At 45.2% G+C, this 13693-nt stretch carries 11 protein-coding genes; 6 read left to right on the forward strand and 5 right to left on the reverse strand.

The window, feature by feature from the left end; genetic code table 11:
* Positions 1-11: 11 nt before the first annotated feature.
* Positions 12-782: a superoxide dismutase gene (locus ACYVAA_RS01435; RefSeq protein ID WP_460538227.1), complete on the reverse strand. Its 771-nt coding sequence runs from the start codon at positions 780-782 to the stop codon at positions 12-14.
* A 222-nt stretch (positions 783-1004) separates the two neighbouring features.
* Between ACYVAA_RS01435 and dapF the strand changes: the two genes are divergently transcribed.
* The 5 genes from dapF to ACYVAA_RS01460 all read left to right on the forward strand — a co-directional run bounded on the left by dapF (position 1005) and on the right by ACYVAA_RS01460 (position 7845).
* Positions 1005-1778, forward strand: a complete 774-nt coding sequence (dapF, locus tag ACYVAA_RS01440) for a diaminopimelate epimerase (protein ID WP_460538229.1) — start codon at positions 1005-1007, stop codon at positions 1776-1778.
* Positions 1779-1891: 113 nt separating this feature from the next.
* Positions 1892-5275, forward strand: coding sequence for a preprotein translocase subunit SecA (gene secA, locus ACYVAA_RS01445; RefSeq protein ID WP_460538230.1), 3384 nt, complete (start codon positions 1892-1894; stop codon positions 5273-5275).
* A 5-nt stretch (positions 5276-5280) separates the two neighbouring features.
* Complete coding sequence (locus ACYVAA_RS01450) at positions 5281-5832, forward strand: hypothetical protein (RefSeq protein ID WP_460538231.1); 552 nt, start codon at positions 5281-5283, stop codon at positions 5830-5832.
* Between the two features lie 2 nt (positions 5833-5834).
* Positions 5835-7025 carry a M20 metallopeptidase family protein gene (locus ACYVAA_RS01455; RefSeq protein WP_460538232.1) on the forward strand — a complete coding sequence of 397 codons (1191 nt, stop codon included), beginning with the start codon at positions 5835-5837 and terminating at the stop codon, positions 7023-7025.
* A gap of 49 nt (positions 7026-7074) precedes the next feature.
* Complete coding sequence (locus tag ACYVAA_RS01460; protein WP_460538233.1) at positions 7075-7845, forward strand: S1/P1 nuclease; 771 nt, start codon at positions 7075-7077, stop codon at positions 7843-7845.
* A gap of 38 nt (positions 7846-7883) precedes the next feature.
* Here the strand turns inward: ACYVAA_RS01460 and ACYVAA_RS01465 are convergent, their stop codons facing one another.
* From ACYVAA_RS01465 to ACYVAA_RS01475, 3 genes are read right to left on the reverse strand one after another with little or no spacing between them, the layout of a single operon-like run.
* Complete coding sequence (locus tag ACYVAA_RS01465; protein WP_460538234.1) at positions 7884-9404, reverse strand: GH3 auxin-responsive promoter family protein; 1521 nt, start codon at positions 9402-9404, stop codon at positions 7884-7886.
* A gap of 4 nt (positions 9405-9408) precedes the next feature.
* Complete coding sequence (gene lptB / locus ACYVAA_RS01470; RefSeq protein WP_460538235.1) at positions 9409-10140, reverse strand: LPS export ABC transporter ATP-binding protein; 732 nt, start codon at positions 10138-10140, stop codon at positions 9409-9411.
* A gap of 1 nt (position 10141) precedes the next feature.
* Entirely contained in the window at positions 10142-11911 is a 1770-nt protein-coding gene (locus tag ACYVAA_RS01475) for a single-stranded-DNA-specific exonuclease RecJ (RefSeq protein ID WP_460538236.1), read from the reverse strand.
* A gap of 533 nt (positions 11912-12444) precedes the next feature.
* Between ACYVAA_RS01475 and ACYVAA_RS01480 the strand changes: the two genes are divergently transcribed.
* Positions 12445-13035, forward strand: a complete 591-nt coding sequence (locus tag ACYVAA_RS01480) for a peptidylprolyl isomerase (RefSeq protein WP_460538238.1) — start codon at positions 12445-12447, stop codon at positions 13033-13035.
* Positions 13036-13037: 2 nt separating this feature from the next.
* Here the strand turns inward: ACYVAA_RS01480 and ACYVAA_RS01485 are convergent, their stop codons facing one another.
* On the reverse strand, positions 13038-13658 hold the full coding sequence (locus tag ACYVAA_RS01485; RefSeq protein ID WP_460538239.1) for an SPOR domain-containing protein: 621 nt from the start codon (positions 13656-13658) through the stop codon (positions 13038-13040).
* Positions 13659-13693: the final 35 nt, after the last annotated feature.

Below are 13693 nucleotides of genomic sequence, written 5' to 3' on the forward strand. Positions count from 1 at the left end.
TGACTTACCAATTACACAATAGCTTTATAACGCTGAGCTACCGCATTCCAATCAAGCACTTTCCACCAATTAGAGATATACTTTCCTCGTTCATTTTGATAATGCAGATAATAGGCATGTTCCCAAACATCGATCCCTATTAATGGTATTCCTTGAAAATCCGAGACATCCATCAGCGGATTATCTTGATTTGGTGTTGAACCAACCTTTAGCTTTTTGTTTTCGTCCACTACCAACCATGCCCATCCGGATCCAAACCTTCCTTTGGCTTCTCCTTCAAATTTTTCCACAAAAGCATCAAAACTTCCAAACGCTTCATCAATGGCAGATGCCAATTCACCATCAGCCTTTCCACCACCCTCAGGAGACATAATGCTCCAGAAAAGTTCGTGATTATAATGGCCGCCCCCATTATTACGCATAGCTGTACTGTAATTGGAAACCTTCATCAGTACTTCTTCCAAAGGCTTCTCCATATCCACCCCTTCTTCCTCACATGCAGCCTTAAGCTTTTTGGCATAACCTGCCGCATGCTTGGTATAGTGTATTTCCATGGTCATGGCATCTATGCTCGGCTCCAATGCAGTATAATCATAAGTCAAGCCAGCCTGAGAATATCCTGTGCTCAAGGAAACGGCTTCTTCCTCCTTTTCAGTCGAGGAACCGCATGCAGATAAAAACGCCGAACCCACCGCGCTACTACCAATCCCCACTGCCAATGTGGCTTTAGTACTTTGTGTTATAAAAGTCCTTCTGGAAGGATTAAATGAAACTTTCTTCATTTTATATAAAATTTTATTCCGAAAATATTTTTGTATTCAGTACTTTTCCAAGTATTTATTTTACAGCACTATTGGAGCAAGTTAAGTATTTACTTGATAAAATAAAACCAATAATCAGACAATGCGTCCGAATTAATGACAAGTTGGTTATGTTTGTAAGATAATCGGAAAGTGGATTGGTTTTTGAACCGCCCCTTTTGCCTAATTAATGTTAACGAGGATATGGAGATTTCATTTTATAAATACCAGGGCACAGGAAATGATTTTGTCATGATTGATGATCGGCAGGAGCAGTTTGATGAGCAAAACCTTGAGCTGGTCAGTCGGCTTTGTGACCGAAAGTTTGGAATAGGCGGGGATGGACTTATCTTGATCCGCAACAAGGAAGGGTACGACTTTGAAATGGTTTATTTCAACTCCGATGGTTCCCAAAGCATGTGCGGCAACGGCGCCCGCTGCGCCGTAGCATTTTCCAAGTTTTTGGGAATCGTTGACGAGCAAACGAAATTTTTGGCCATAGACGGTCCCCATGAAGCCCGTATTAACGGCCCCCTTATTGAATTAGGCATGAGCAATGTAAACAGCATATCGGTTGCTGGAGAAGATTATTTTGTCAATACCGGCTCCCCACACCATGTCAGGTTTGTGGAAAATGTGGAAACCTATCCGGTTGTCGAAACAGGTGCCACTATCCGGTACAGCAAACCCTACGAACCTGCAGGAACCAATGTCAACTTTATTTCCCCTTTGGAGGAAGATAAAATACATGTACGTACTTACGAGCGGGGGGTAGAAAACGAAACCCTTTCCTGCGGTACCGGTGTCACAGCATGTGCTTTGGTTTACGGACATCAGAACCAACTTAACCATATTAAAATCAAAGTTCCCGGAGGAGAATTGGCGGTCAAATTTGCTGCAGCATCAGACGGAACTTTTAAAAACATCCAGCTCATCGGACCTGCTGAGCAGGTATTTAAAGGAACTGTATCATTATAAGAAGGTACGCTGTTCATTTAAAGCTGGAAACCATGGCCAATCGGTTGGCCAAAAACTACCGATTGTTATAAAAAGAAAGTAATTTTAAGCGCTATTATAATATATAAACTAATATGTTAGACTTTATTGCAAAAGGCTTGGCCAAAGTGTTCGGAACCAAGTCAGATCGTGATATAAAAGAGCTCCTTCCCATCGTGAATCAGGTGAATGCCGAATTCGCCCAACTATCATCCATCAGCGATGAGCAACTGAGAGCCAAAACCATTGAAATCAAAGAAACCATCAATACTGAGCTGAAGTCCTTTGATGACAATATCGCTTCCTTGAAGACGGAGATCGATGCATTGGCACCGGACAAGGTCCATGAAAAAGATGCCCTTTTCAATAAAATAGATGCAATAGAGAAAGACCGTAACGAAGCCTTGGAAGTAGTACTGGAAAAAGTATTGCCCAAGGCTTTTGCCGTAGTAAAGGAAACAGCACGAAGGTTTAAGGAAAACACCCAATTGACCGTTAAGGCCAACGATTATGACCGCGAACTTTCTGCCAGAAAAGACAATGTAGAGATCAATGGAGATCAGGCCATTTGGCACAACAAGTGGATGGCCGCAGGCACAGAGATCACCTGGGACATGCTGCACTACGATGTTCAGCTTATCGGTGGTATCGCACTTCATAAAGGCAAAATCTCCGAAATGGCCACCGGGGAAGGTAAGACGCTTGTCTCCACCCTGCCTGCCTACCTAAATGCCTTGGCCGGTCGTGGTGTCCACGTGGTAACGGTCAACGACTACCTGGCAAAAAGGGACTCCGAATGGAATGCCCCGCTTTTTGAATTCCATGGCCTTAAAGTGGACTGCATCGACAAGTACCAGCCTAATTCGGCAGGAAGAAGAAATGCCTATCACTGCGACATCGTTTATGGTACAAACAATGAGTTCGGCTTTGACTATCTCCGGGACAATATGGCCCGCAATGCCAATGACCTTGTTCAGGGCAGACACCATTTCGCCATGATCGATGAGGTGGACTCCGTACTGATTGATGATGCCAGAACCCCACTGATCATTTCCGGTCCAGTGCCAAGAGGCGATGAGCACGAGTTTTACGAAATGAAGCCAAGGGTTGCCACTTTGGTGGACGAGCAACGAAAACTGGTACAAGGATACCTCACCGAGGCCAAAAAGCTGATTGCTGCCGGCGACCAAAAAGAAGGCGGATTGGCACTTTTCAGGGCCTACCGCGGTATGCCAAAATACAAGCCTTTGATCAAGTACCTCTCTGAGCCAGGCATCAGGGTAGTACTCCAAAAGACAGAAAATTATTACCTGCAGGACAATAAAAGAATGATGCCGGAGGCGGATGAACCGCTTCTCTTTACCATTGACGAAAAGTCCAATACGGTAGACTTGACTGATAATGGGATCGAAGTCATCACCAAGAAAAATGAAAACCCGGACTTCTTTATATTGCCGGACATTGGTACCGCCATTGCCGATATGGAGAAGGACGAAAGCCTGGATGATAAGGAAAAACTAATCCGCAAAGAGGAAATCATCAAGGATTATGGCGTAAAAGCCCAGAGGATCCATACGGTCAACCAATTGCTCAAGGCTTACTGTATGTTTGAGAAAGACACCGAATATATCCTGGTGGATGGCAAGGTGAAAATCGTCGATGAACAAACAGGCCGTGTGATGGAAGGCAGGAGGTATTCTGATGGACTTCACCAAGCCATCGAGGCCAAAGAAAGTGTGAAGGTGGAAGATGCCACACAAACCTATGCCACCATCACCCTACAAAATTACTTCAGAATGTACCATAAGCTTTCCGGCATGACCGGTACTGCCGAAACTGAAGCCGGTGAATTCTGGGAAATCTATAAGTTGGACGTAGTGGTCATCCCTACCAACAAACCAATTCAGAGGGACGACAGAGAAGATAAAGTTTATAAAACCGTTCGTGAAAAGTTCAATGCGGTCGTTGACGAGATCAACGAGCTGACAGAAGCGGGCAGACCTGTGCTGGTAGGTACCACTTCAGTGGAAATCTCAGAAGTGCTCAGCAGAATGCTCACCCTGAAGAAAATCAAACACCAGGTGCTGAACGCCAAGCAGCACGCCAAAGAAGCAGAGGTAGTCGCTGAAGCAGGTAAACCAGGTACAGTAACCATCGCCACCAACATGGCCGGTCGTGGTACCGATATCAAACTGACACCGGAAGCCAAAAAAGCGGGCGGCCTTGCCATCATTGGTACAGAAAGACATGAGTCCAGAAGGGTGGACAGGCAGTTGAGGGGACGTGCCGGCCGTCAAGGGGATGTAGGTTCCTCCCAATTCTTTGTTTCTCTCGAGGACAACCTGATGCGACTGTTCGGTTCCGAAAGGATCGCCAAGCTGATGGACCGCATGGGCTTGGAGGAAGGAGAAGTGATCCAGCATTCCATGATCACCAAATCCATCGAGCGTGCCCAAAAGAAAGTTGAGGAAAACAACTTTGGCGTACGTAAGCGTCTTTTGGAATACGATGATGTGATGAACTCCCAGCGGGAAGTGGTCTACAAGCGTAGGAAAAATGCCCTGATGGGAGAAAGGCTGGAACTGGACATTCTCAATGTAATGTATGATGTATGCGAGGACATTGTCGAAATGGCAAAATCCACTGAGGACATGGAAAACCTCCGCATGAATATTTACAGCTCTTTGGGTATCGACTACAAATTCAATGAAGAGGACATCAAGACCAAAGACACCAACACCTTGACCCAAGCCTTGTTTGATGCTTCTTATGACAATTATATCACCAAGAACCAGAGGGTTCTGGAGAGGGCAATGCCTGTACTCAAGGATGTCTATGAAAACCGGGGCGCTACAGTAAAAGAAATCATGGTTCCGATTTCTGATGGCATCAAGCAAATCGGTGTGGTAATCAATCTGGAGTCTACGATCCAAAATGAAGGTCGGGACCTGATCAGGGCCTTGGAGAAAAATGTCACGCTTGCCATTATTGACCAAAACTGGAAGGAACACCTCAGAGACATGGACGACCTGAAGCAGTCAGTTCAAAACGCCGTTTATGAGCAGAAAGACCCGCTCTTGATCTATAAGTTTGAAGCCTTTGAGATGTTCAAACGCTTTGTAGGCAAGCTCAATGATGATGTCATTTCTTTCCTTGCCAAAGCAGAGCTGCCAAAACAAAATCCTGACCAGGTAAGAGCCGCTCAGGCAGCACGACAACCTGAACCACAAGTTCAAGCTTCCAAAGAAGAAGCGGGGAGCAGCCTAAACCCACACGCAGACCGGGCAGCCGCTGCGGCAGTAGCGGCCAACAGAACTGCCCAAAAACAGCCGGTGGCTCCCAGAAGGTCAGAAAAAGCCTATGGCAGAAATGACCGTGTTTCCGTCCAATATTCCAATGGCAACGTCAAGAAGGATGTGAAATACAAAAGTGTCGAACAGGACATCAACTCCGGTAAATGTGTTGTTATAGAAGAATAAAGACCATGACAAAACAAGCCTTTGCTCTAGTATTCGCCCTTATTTTCCTGGCTGGTTGCGCCGGGGGTAGCAAGCTCAGCAGATCAGCTGCAGCTTATAATGACTATGAGGAAAACCTTGGCCGTAGCAGAGTGACTTTTCCTGAAATCCCTCAGGAAAACCTCATTGCTCCTACAGAAAACAGTGGCCCTATAAGTGCGGATGCGGGAGCTGCTGTGGATTCAGACCTCCAACAAGCCTTGAACAATTTTGCAAGGGAAAATGAGGAAAAAGGGGCTTTCAATGGCTTTACCATCTTGGTCTATAGCGGTGTAAACAGAGAGCAGGCTTTTGAAACAAGAAACAAACTGTACAATACCCTTCCCAGCCAGATCAAAGCAGAAATGGAATATGAACAGCCACGCTATTTGGTAAAGGTAGGCCGCTATATCCACCGGATTGAGGCCCAAGCCCTGTTTTATTCCATTAAGCAGGATTTCCCCACCGCCAGAATCATCAGGCAACGTTTCGGAAAAACTCCAGAAACCGAGGAAATTGAAGAAGGAGACGACATTTAACTATGCTAAAGAATAGAGTCCAAGAATTGGCCAAGCAGTACCTTGGTCAAATCACTGATAATAGAAGGCACCTTCATGCCAACCCTGAGCTTTCGTTTGAGGAATATAAAACCAGCGCCTTTGTAGAAGAACAATTGAAGGCATTGGGCATTTCCAGCATAGAAAAAAAGGCCGATACGGGTTTAGTAGCGCTGATCGAAGGCAAAAATCCCTCAAAAAAAGTCATTGCACTAAGAGCCGATATGGATGCCCTACCCATCGTAGAGCAGAATGAAGTGCCTTACAAATCCAAAAATGAAGGGGTAATGCATGCCTGTGGCCATGATGTGCATACCGCATCCTTACTTGGAGCTGCCAAAATCTTACAGGAAGTAAAGGAAGAGTTTGAGGGCACCGTTAAACTTATTTTCCAGCCAGGTGAAGAGAAAATTCCCGGAGGAGCCTCTTTGATGATTAAGGACAAAGCCCTGGAAAACCCGGCCCCTCGTGCGATTGTGGGGCAACATGTGATGCCTTTAATAGATGCAGGAAAAGTAGGCTTCCGCAAAGGCATGTACATGGCCAGTGCCGATGAACTTTACTTGACAGTAAAAGGAAAAGGGGGCCACGGAGCAATGCCTGAAACCCTGGTGGATCCTATTCTGATTGCTTCCCATATCATTGTTGCTTTGCAGCAAGTAATCAGCCGGAATGCCAGCCCTAAAATCCCATCAGTACTCTCCTTTGGAAGAATAGAGGCGCTGGGAGCTACCAATATTATTCCTAATGAAGTAAATATACAGGGCACCTTCCGTACACTCAGTGAGGAATGGAGAGCAGAAGCCCATAAGAGAATGGTAAAAATCGCAGAGGGAATTGCTGAAGGCATGGGGGGATCAGTTGATTTTGAAGTGCGTAAAGGATATCCTTTCCTGCAAAATGCTCCCGAACTGACTGATCGGGCATTCCAGGCCGCTCAGGAATATTTGGGCGAGGAAAATGTAGAAGAATTGGATATCTGGATGGCTGCCGAAGATTTCTCCTATTATACACAAGAAATGGACGGCTGTTTTTATCGACTGGGAATCAGAAATGAAGCTAAGGGCATTACCTCGGGAGTTCATACGCCTACTTTTGACATCGATGAAAGTGCCTTGGAAGTGGGCGCAGGACTTATGGCTTGGATTGCCATCAATGAGCTTTCCTGCCCGTAAAACCATTCCCTAAAAGGGTACAAAGCTGTTTAAATAATTGCTCTCAAACATGAAAAAACTGTTTACCACGCTTTTATTTTGCGCATCCGTCACTTTTCACTCTTTTGGTTGGGGACAAACCGGCCATAGAGTTGTAGGGCAAATTGCCGCTTGGCACCTGAACAATAAAGCCAGTATGGCGATACAGGAAATCCTAAAACATGAATCCATCCCGATGGCAGCCAATTGGATGGATGAAATACGCTCAGACGACGCCTATGACTTTGCCACTACCTGGCATTATCTTACCGTAAGGGAGGGGAAAGGATATGAACCTGAGATTCAGGAAAAGGAAGGTGATGCCTACCAAACATTGATAAGATTGATTGACGAGCTGAAACACCGGCCTCTCTCCCTAAAAAAGAAACAGGAAAACCTCAAAATGCTTATCCATATCGTTGGAGACCTGCACCAGCCTTTACATGTTGGAACGGGTAAAGACCGTGGTGGCAATAGCGTATCGGTGACGTATTTCAGCCAAAAAACGAACCTCCATAGCGTTTGGGACACGAAAATGATCGAAAGGCAAAAGCTAAGTTTTACGGAACTTGCCAAACACCTCAATCGAAGAGCGGATAAAAAAGCTGTCACCAAACTTCAATCAGCCCCCTTATCGGAATGGCTCTCTGAAGCCGTCTCCTTGCGGCCATTTGTCTACGATCTACCTGATCACAAGAAATTATCCTACGAATACGATTACAAATATTTCCCAATCATAGAAGACCGCCTTTTTGCAGGGGGGGTAAGGCTTGCCGGTATCTTAAATGATATTTACGGATAGATAAAGAATGATTTGTCGAGCAGATCAATTCAGTTCTCTCATTTCATCATTTCAATCAGGCTATCAATATATTCCCGATTATTGGCCAATCGCGGCACCTTATTTTGCCCGCCCAATTTGCCGCGGCATTTCATCCATTTTTCAAACAAGCCTTCCGAGGCAAAATGGATGCGGGGCTTATCCAGGGCAATATCTTTGTAGCGCTTGGCATCATAGTCCGAATTGATCTCCCGCAATGTACTGTCCAACTTCTCTTTGAAAAGAGCGGCATCGTTGGGCTGCTTACTGAACTCGATTACCCATTCATGGGCACCTTTGCTGTCTGAACTGTCAAAATAAACCGGTGCAGCGGTAAAATTAACAATAATCGCATCGGTGGCTTCTGCAGCTATCTCTATGGCTTTTTCGGCGTTCTCCACGATCACTTCCTCTCCAAAGGCATTGATAAAATGCTTGGTGCGGCCTGAAATCTTGATCCTGTAAGGTCTGATCGACGTGAATTTAACCGTATCCCCTATTTTGTAACGCCAGAGCCCTCCGTTCGTGCTGATCACCACCGCATAGTTTTTCCCCAATTCCACCTCTTCAAGAGGGATCACCTTGGGGTCATCCTCCTCCCACTCTTCCATGGGAATAAACTCATAATATATCCCATAATCCAGCATCAAGAGCAATTCATCAGAATTCTTCTGATCCTGAATCCCGAAGAAGCCCTCGGAAGCATTATAGGTCTCCATATAATGCATTTTTTCTGATGGAATAAGTTCTTGGAACAGTCTCCTATAGGGGCCGAATGCTACGGCTCCGTGAAAAAACACCTCCAGGTGAGGCCATACCTCCAAAATATTGCTGGAATTGGTCAGCTCCAAAATCCGTTGCAACAGCACAATGGTCCAAGTGGGGACTCCTGAAATACTGACCACATTTTCCTTCATGGTCTCGTGGGCCATTTTCTCTATTTTCTCCTCCCACTCGCTCATCAGGGCCGTTTCCAGACTGGGTGTTCGAGCCAATTGCGCCCAAACGGGCAGATTACGCATGATCAAGGCGGAGATGTCCCCATAATGGCTGCTTTTATTGACATCCAAGGTGTTTACCTCGCTACTGCCACCAATTGCAAGACTTTTACCGGTAAACAACTTACTCTCGGGATAATTATTGACATAAAGGGACAACATATCCTTTCCCCCTTTAAAATGACAATCTTCCAGTGACTCCTGGGAAACCGGGATAAACTTACTCCGACTTCCGGTGGTTCCTGAGGACTTGGAAAACCAATGGATGTCCGTTGGCCAGATGACATTTTGCTCACCCCGCATGGTCTGCTCAATATAGGGTTTCATCTGCTCATAATTATGTACAGGTACCTGCCGGGCAAAATCCCCGATCGATCTGATGTCCGAAAACCCGTACTTTTTCCCAAACTGGGTCTTTCTGGCGGATTTGATGAGGTCAAAAAATATATCCTGCTGTACTCTGATCGGATTTTCCTTAAAATTGTCAATCTGACCTATCCGGATTTTAAAAATCCAGGTCATAAAAGTGTTCAGTACTTCCATACATTTAAATCTTACGTTTCAACTCAAAGTGTTTACCTAGGTAAACTTTCCGAACCTGCTCATCTGCTGCCAGTTCCTCGGCCGTTCCTGCTTTGAGTAGCTTACCTTCAAACATCAGGTAAGCCCGGTCGGTTATCGAAAGGGTTTCGTTTACGTTGTGATCGGTGATCAATATACCGATATTTTTATTCTTTAACTTGGCGACGATGGACTGGATTTCCTCCACAGCAATGGGATCCACTCCGGCAAAAGGCTCATCCAGCAGCACAAATTTTGGATCCACCGCCAAAGCCCGGGCAATTTCAGTCCTTCTGCGCTCTCCGCCGGAAAGCACCATTCCCAGGTTTTTGCGCACATGGGTAAGGCTGAATTCCTCCAGCAACTCCTCCACCTTTTCCTTTTGAGCGGATTTCGGCAGATCGGTCATTTCCAGCACCGCCATAATATTTTCCTCCACAGAGAGCTTTCTGAAAACCGACGCTTCCTGTGCCAAGTAGCCGATACCGCGCTTGGCCCTTCGGTACATGGGCAAAGGAGTGATTTCCTCCTGATCCAGATAGACCCGGCCACTGTTCGGCTTGATCAGGCCAACAATCATATAAAAAGAAGTAGTCTTTCCCGCTCCATTAGGCCCCAAAAGTCCTACAATTTCTCCCTGCTCCACCTCTACAGAGATATTGTTCACTACTTTTTTGCCTTTGTATATTTTGACAAGGTGCTCTCCTTTAAGTATCATTTCAGTCGAATTTAATGTCCTTAACGTACAATTGTAAGCTACTGGTATTCCTAAAAGTATTTTCCCTCACCTCAAAAGCGATATTGAAGCGCATTTTGCTTCTCAGCATTTCATAATAGGTAGCAAATCCAAAGGCAATACATACCGGGGTAGTCACTTGTCCGTCTTGTACAATTTCAAATTTGAGGTGCTTGTCCTTAAGCACTTTGATGTTTTGTGCATACACTTGATTGGCACAAAAAATGGGCTCGGTGTTCCCTGGGCCAAAAGGCGCCATTTGCCTCAAAATATTGTAGAATTTATAGTTGATCTGATCCAGCTCCAGCTCATCGTCCACTTCCAGCACAGGTTTCTTGTGTATCTCAGAAATCCTCCTGCTTACCACTTCTTCAAATTTCTCCTGAAACGCCGAGACTTTGTCCAGCTCCATGGTCAGACCTGCCGCATACTTGTGGCCACCAAACTGTTCCAGCAAATCACTGCATTCATTGATGGCTTCATAAATATCAAAATCATAGACCGAACGGGCACTTCCTGTAGCTTTATTATTGGACTCGGTCAGGATAATGGTAGGACGGTAATACTGCTCTATGCAACGGGAGGCAACGATTCCTATCACCCCTTTGTGCCAGTCCTCCTTGTACAGGACCGTGCTCTTATAAGGCTTCACCTGCTCTCGGTCCTCGATCATCTTTATCGCCTCCTTGGTGATGTTTTCATCAAAGTTTTTCCGGGCAGAATTCACATCCTCCACATCTTCAGCACGCTTCAGGGCATCCATGATATCCTTGGAATTTAACAGCTCAACTGAAGCTTTGGCGTGTTCCAGCCTCCCTGAGGCATTGATCCTGGGACCAATGCGGAAAACGATATCTGAAATTTCTATGTCCTTGTCTGATTTTAGCTGCAGCATTTCCCTTTGTAGCAGCTGCCTGTTTTGCTGAAGTTCTTGCAGGCTCCGCTGCCCCTTTCCGGCCAAGATCAGGGCCATCAGTCCTGGGCGCGGATTATTGTTTAGGCGCTCCAAGCCATAATGTGCCAAAATCCTGTTTTCCCCCGTAATGGGAACAATGTCCGCTGCAATGCTGACCGCCACCAGGTCCAGCAGCCCAAAAAGATGGCTGGCGTTCTTGCCTGTTTTTTCCGTAAATGCCTGGATCAGTTTAAAGCCCACCCCACATCCACTCAGTTCCTTATAAGGGTAGTTACAGTCCTTCCTCTTGGGATCCAGTACAGCAAGGGCATTGGGCAAAATCTCCCCCGGAGTATGGTGGTCACAGATAATAAAGTCCAGCCCCAGGCTATTGGCCAAATCGATCTTCTCCAATGCCTTAATGCCACAATCAAGGGAAACGATCAGCTTAAAGCCCTTTTCCGCCGCATAACGCACACCTTTTTCAGAAACGCCATAGCCCTCTTGGTACCGATCTGGGATATAAAAATCCACGTGAGGATAAATCTCCTTTAAAAAGCCATAAAAAAGTGCCACCGCTGTGGTACCGTCAACATCATAATCACCATAAACCAGGATTTTCTCCTCCTTTGTCACAGCTTCAACTAAACGCTGAACGGCCTTATCCATGTCCTTCATCAGAAAAGGAGAATGAATTTTATCCAAATCCGGTCTAAAGAAATCTTTAGCTTCCTGAAAAGTATTCACCCCCCGGTTTGCCAAAAGATTGGCAAGGGTCGGGTTTACATTGATTTCACTGCTAAGGGATTGTACGGTTGCTTGATCTGCTTTACTTTTTATTTCCCACCTAAACTCCATACCGCCTAAATTACTAAACTAAACTGCTTCTTTATTAAAAATAATTGCAATAATTTACCCTTAATATTCCCACAAACTCCTAAGTCACTGTGTTTAAGCATTTGAGAAAGAAATCCTGCAGTATAATAGCGCCATAAAATCTGCTTCTTTCCTATATTCATGAAGATATATTCACCCCGTTCTGGGTCGGGCTTTACGGAACCTGTTGCTTTATGAATAACATTTGATCACTTCGTGATTTCCAATTGCCCATGGTATTTTTAAACGCTCCCCTTCCATTACAAGAATCACAACCTTAGGGGGCTTAATAGGGCTAAAACCATCTTGGAAACACCTTAAACCCTGAAGACAGTCATGAACCCGAAGGGTCCATCTATTTCTAGAATTGAAATTCAAAAACCAACGACCCAGAATCCCTCTATTTGACAGCTATCGCAATAAAAAAATGGAGGTCATGGATAGATCTCCTACCACAATGTTTAGAAAGAATTTAGTATCATTACCTTCCGAAACCCCAAAAAATGGACTCAAAAATGAATAAAAATCTAATTGCCCTACTTTTACCCATTCTCCTCTTTTCCTGTGGCAAAAAAACCGCCGATACCTATCCCATAGGCCAAATCATCACCCCTAAAGGAGAAATGCTCCTCTGGCTTTATGATGAAACTCCCCGCCATAAAAAGAGCTTTATCGAACTGGCCAATGCCCATTATTGGGATTCGCTGACCTTTAACCGGGTGATTGAGGGATTTGTTATTCAGGGAGGATGTCCCGATACCCCCGAAGGATTTTCGGATTCCCCTTACCTGTTGGAACCGGAATTTGTTGATAGCATAAAACATGTATATGGCGCAGTGGGAGCAGGACGGGACGATAACCCTCAAAAACTATCAGCTGGCTGCCAATTGTATATCGTGCATGACAAAGATGGCATTGAAAGACTCGATGGCAATTACACCGTTTTCGGTCAGGTATTTAAAGGACTGGATGTGCTGGAAGCCATTGCCACTGTCTCCACAGACTCAACAGACACTCCCTTTGATGATATCTACATGCAGGTCAACCTTGTCCAAATGACCGCCGATGAGCTAAAAGAAAACGGCTATGATATAAAAAGTAAATAACCTTATTCCACCACCTGATCCAGTACCTCGCTTAGCGGAACCCTTTTTCCATCCCTATAAGGAACGATCCAAGCCGTACGTATACCCAATTTCCGCATCAACTTTTTGAAAGTATCTGCCTCATGGTAATTCCTGTAATAACCAAGGACCATTCTGCGAAGGTTGTCTTTGGACTCCACGTCCACACTAAAGCCTGAAGGTATTTCCTTGTCGTATTCCCTATCTGTCAAAGCACCGATCTGCACCCGGAAAACTACCCCTTCGTTCCATTGGGAAGTATTAATTCCACTGCCATTCAGCTCTTCAGGAGCATCTACCATGGTAGCAGCTGTATATTGTTCTTCCAACTCCTCATGACGTTGTTGGAGTGCTCCGAGTTCTGTCGACTTTTTGTCGAGCCCCTCCTGAAGCATTTTCTTTTCCTTTTCAAGTGTCATGATCGTAACCTTTTGCTCCTGCTGCAGTTCTTGCATCTTTTTTAGTTCTTCAGGTGTTAGCTTTTTAAGCTCCTTTTTCCAAGCCTTTCTCTCTTTCCTGGAAAGCCCCTGTGCCCACGTAGTCGTACTTAGACCGAGCAAAAGCATCACCACCATACAGCATCCCAAAAGGTTTTTTGAAATCATATTCTTCAATGACTATTTAGGTTAAAACAAAAAAA

The organism is Echinicola sediminis (assembly GCF_054777495.1).

Bases quoted from the DNA above. Each gene is read 5' to 3' on its own strand.
- ACYVAA_RS01435 (WP_460538227.1), bottom strand. From the start codon at position 782: ATGAAGAAAGTTTCATTTAATCCTTCCAGAAGGACTTTTATAACACAA.
- dapF (WP_460538229.1), top strand. From the start codon at position 1,005: ATGGAGATTTCATTTTATAAATACCAGGGCACAGGAAATGATTTTGTC.
- secA (WP_460538230.1), top strand. From the start codon at position 1,892: ATGTTAGACTTTATTGCAAAAGGCTTGGCCAAAGTGTTCGGAACCAAG.
- ACYVAA_RS01450 (WP_460538231.1), top strand. From the start codon at position 5,281: ATGACAAAACAAGCCTTTGCTCTAGTATTCGCCCTTATTTTCCTGGCT.
- ACYVAA_RS01455 (WP_460538232.1), top strand. From the start codon at position 5,835: ATGCTAAAGAATAGAGTCCAAGAATTGGCCAAGCAGTACCTTGGTCAA.
- ACYVAA_RS01460 (WP_460538233.1), top strand. From the start codon at position 7,075: ATGAAAAAACTGTTTACCACGCTTTTATTTTGCGCATCCGTCACTTTT.
- ACYVAA_RS01465 (WP_460538234.1), bottom strand. From the start codon at position 9,404: ATGGAAGTACTGAACACTTTTATGACCTGGATTTTTAAAATCCGGATA.
- lptB (WP_460538235.1), bottom strand. From the start codon at position 10,140: ATGATACTTAAAGGAGAGCACCTTGTCAAAATATACAAAGGCAAAAAA.
- ACYVAA_RS01475 (WP_460538236.1), bottom strand. From the start codon at position 11,911: ATGGAGTTTAGGTGGGAAATAAAAAGTAAAGCAGATCAAGCAACCGTA.
- ACYVAA_RS01480 (WP_460538238.1), top strand. From the start codon at position 12,445: ATGAATAAAAATCTAATTGCCCTACTTTTACCCATTCTCCTCTTTTCC.
- ACYVAA_RS01485 (WP_460538239.1), bottom strand. From the start codon at position 13,658: ATGATTTCAAAAAACCTTTTGGGATGCTGTATGGTGGTGATGCTTTTG.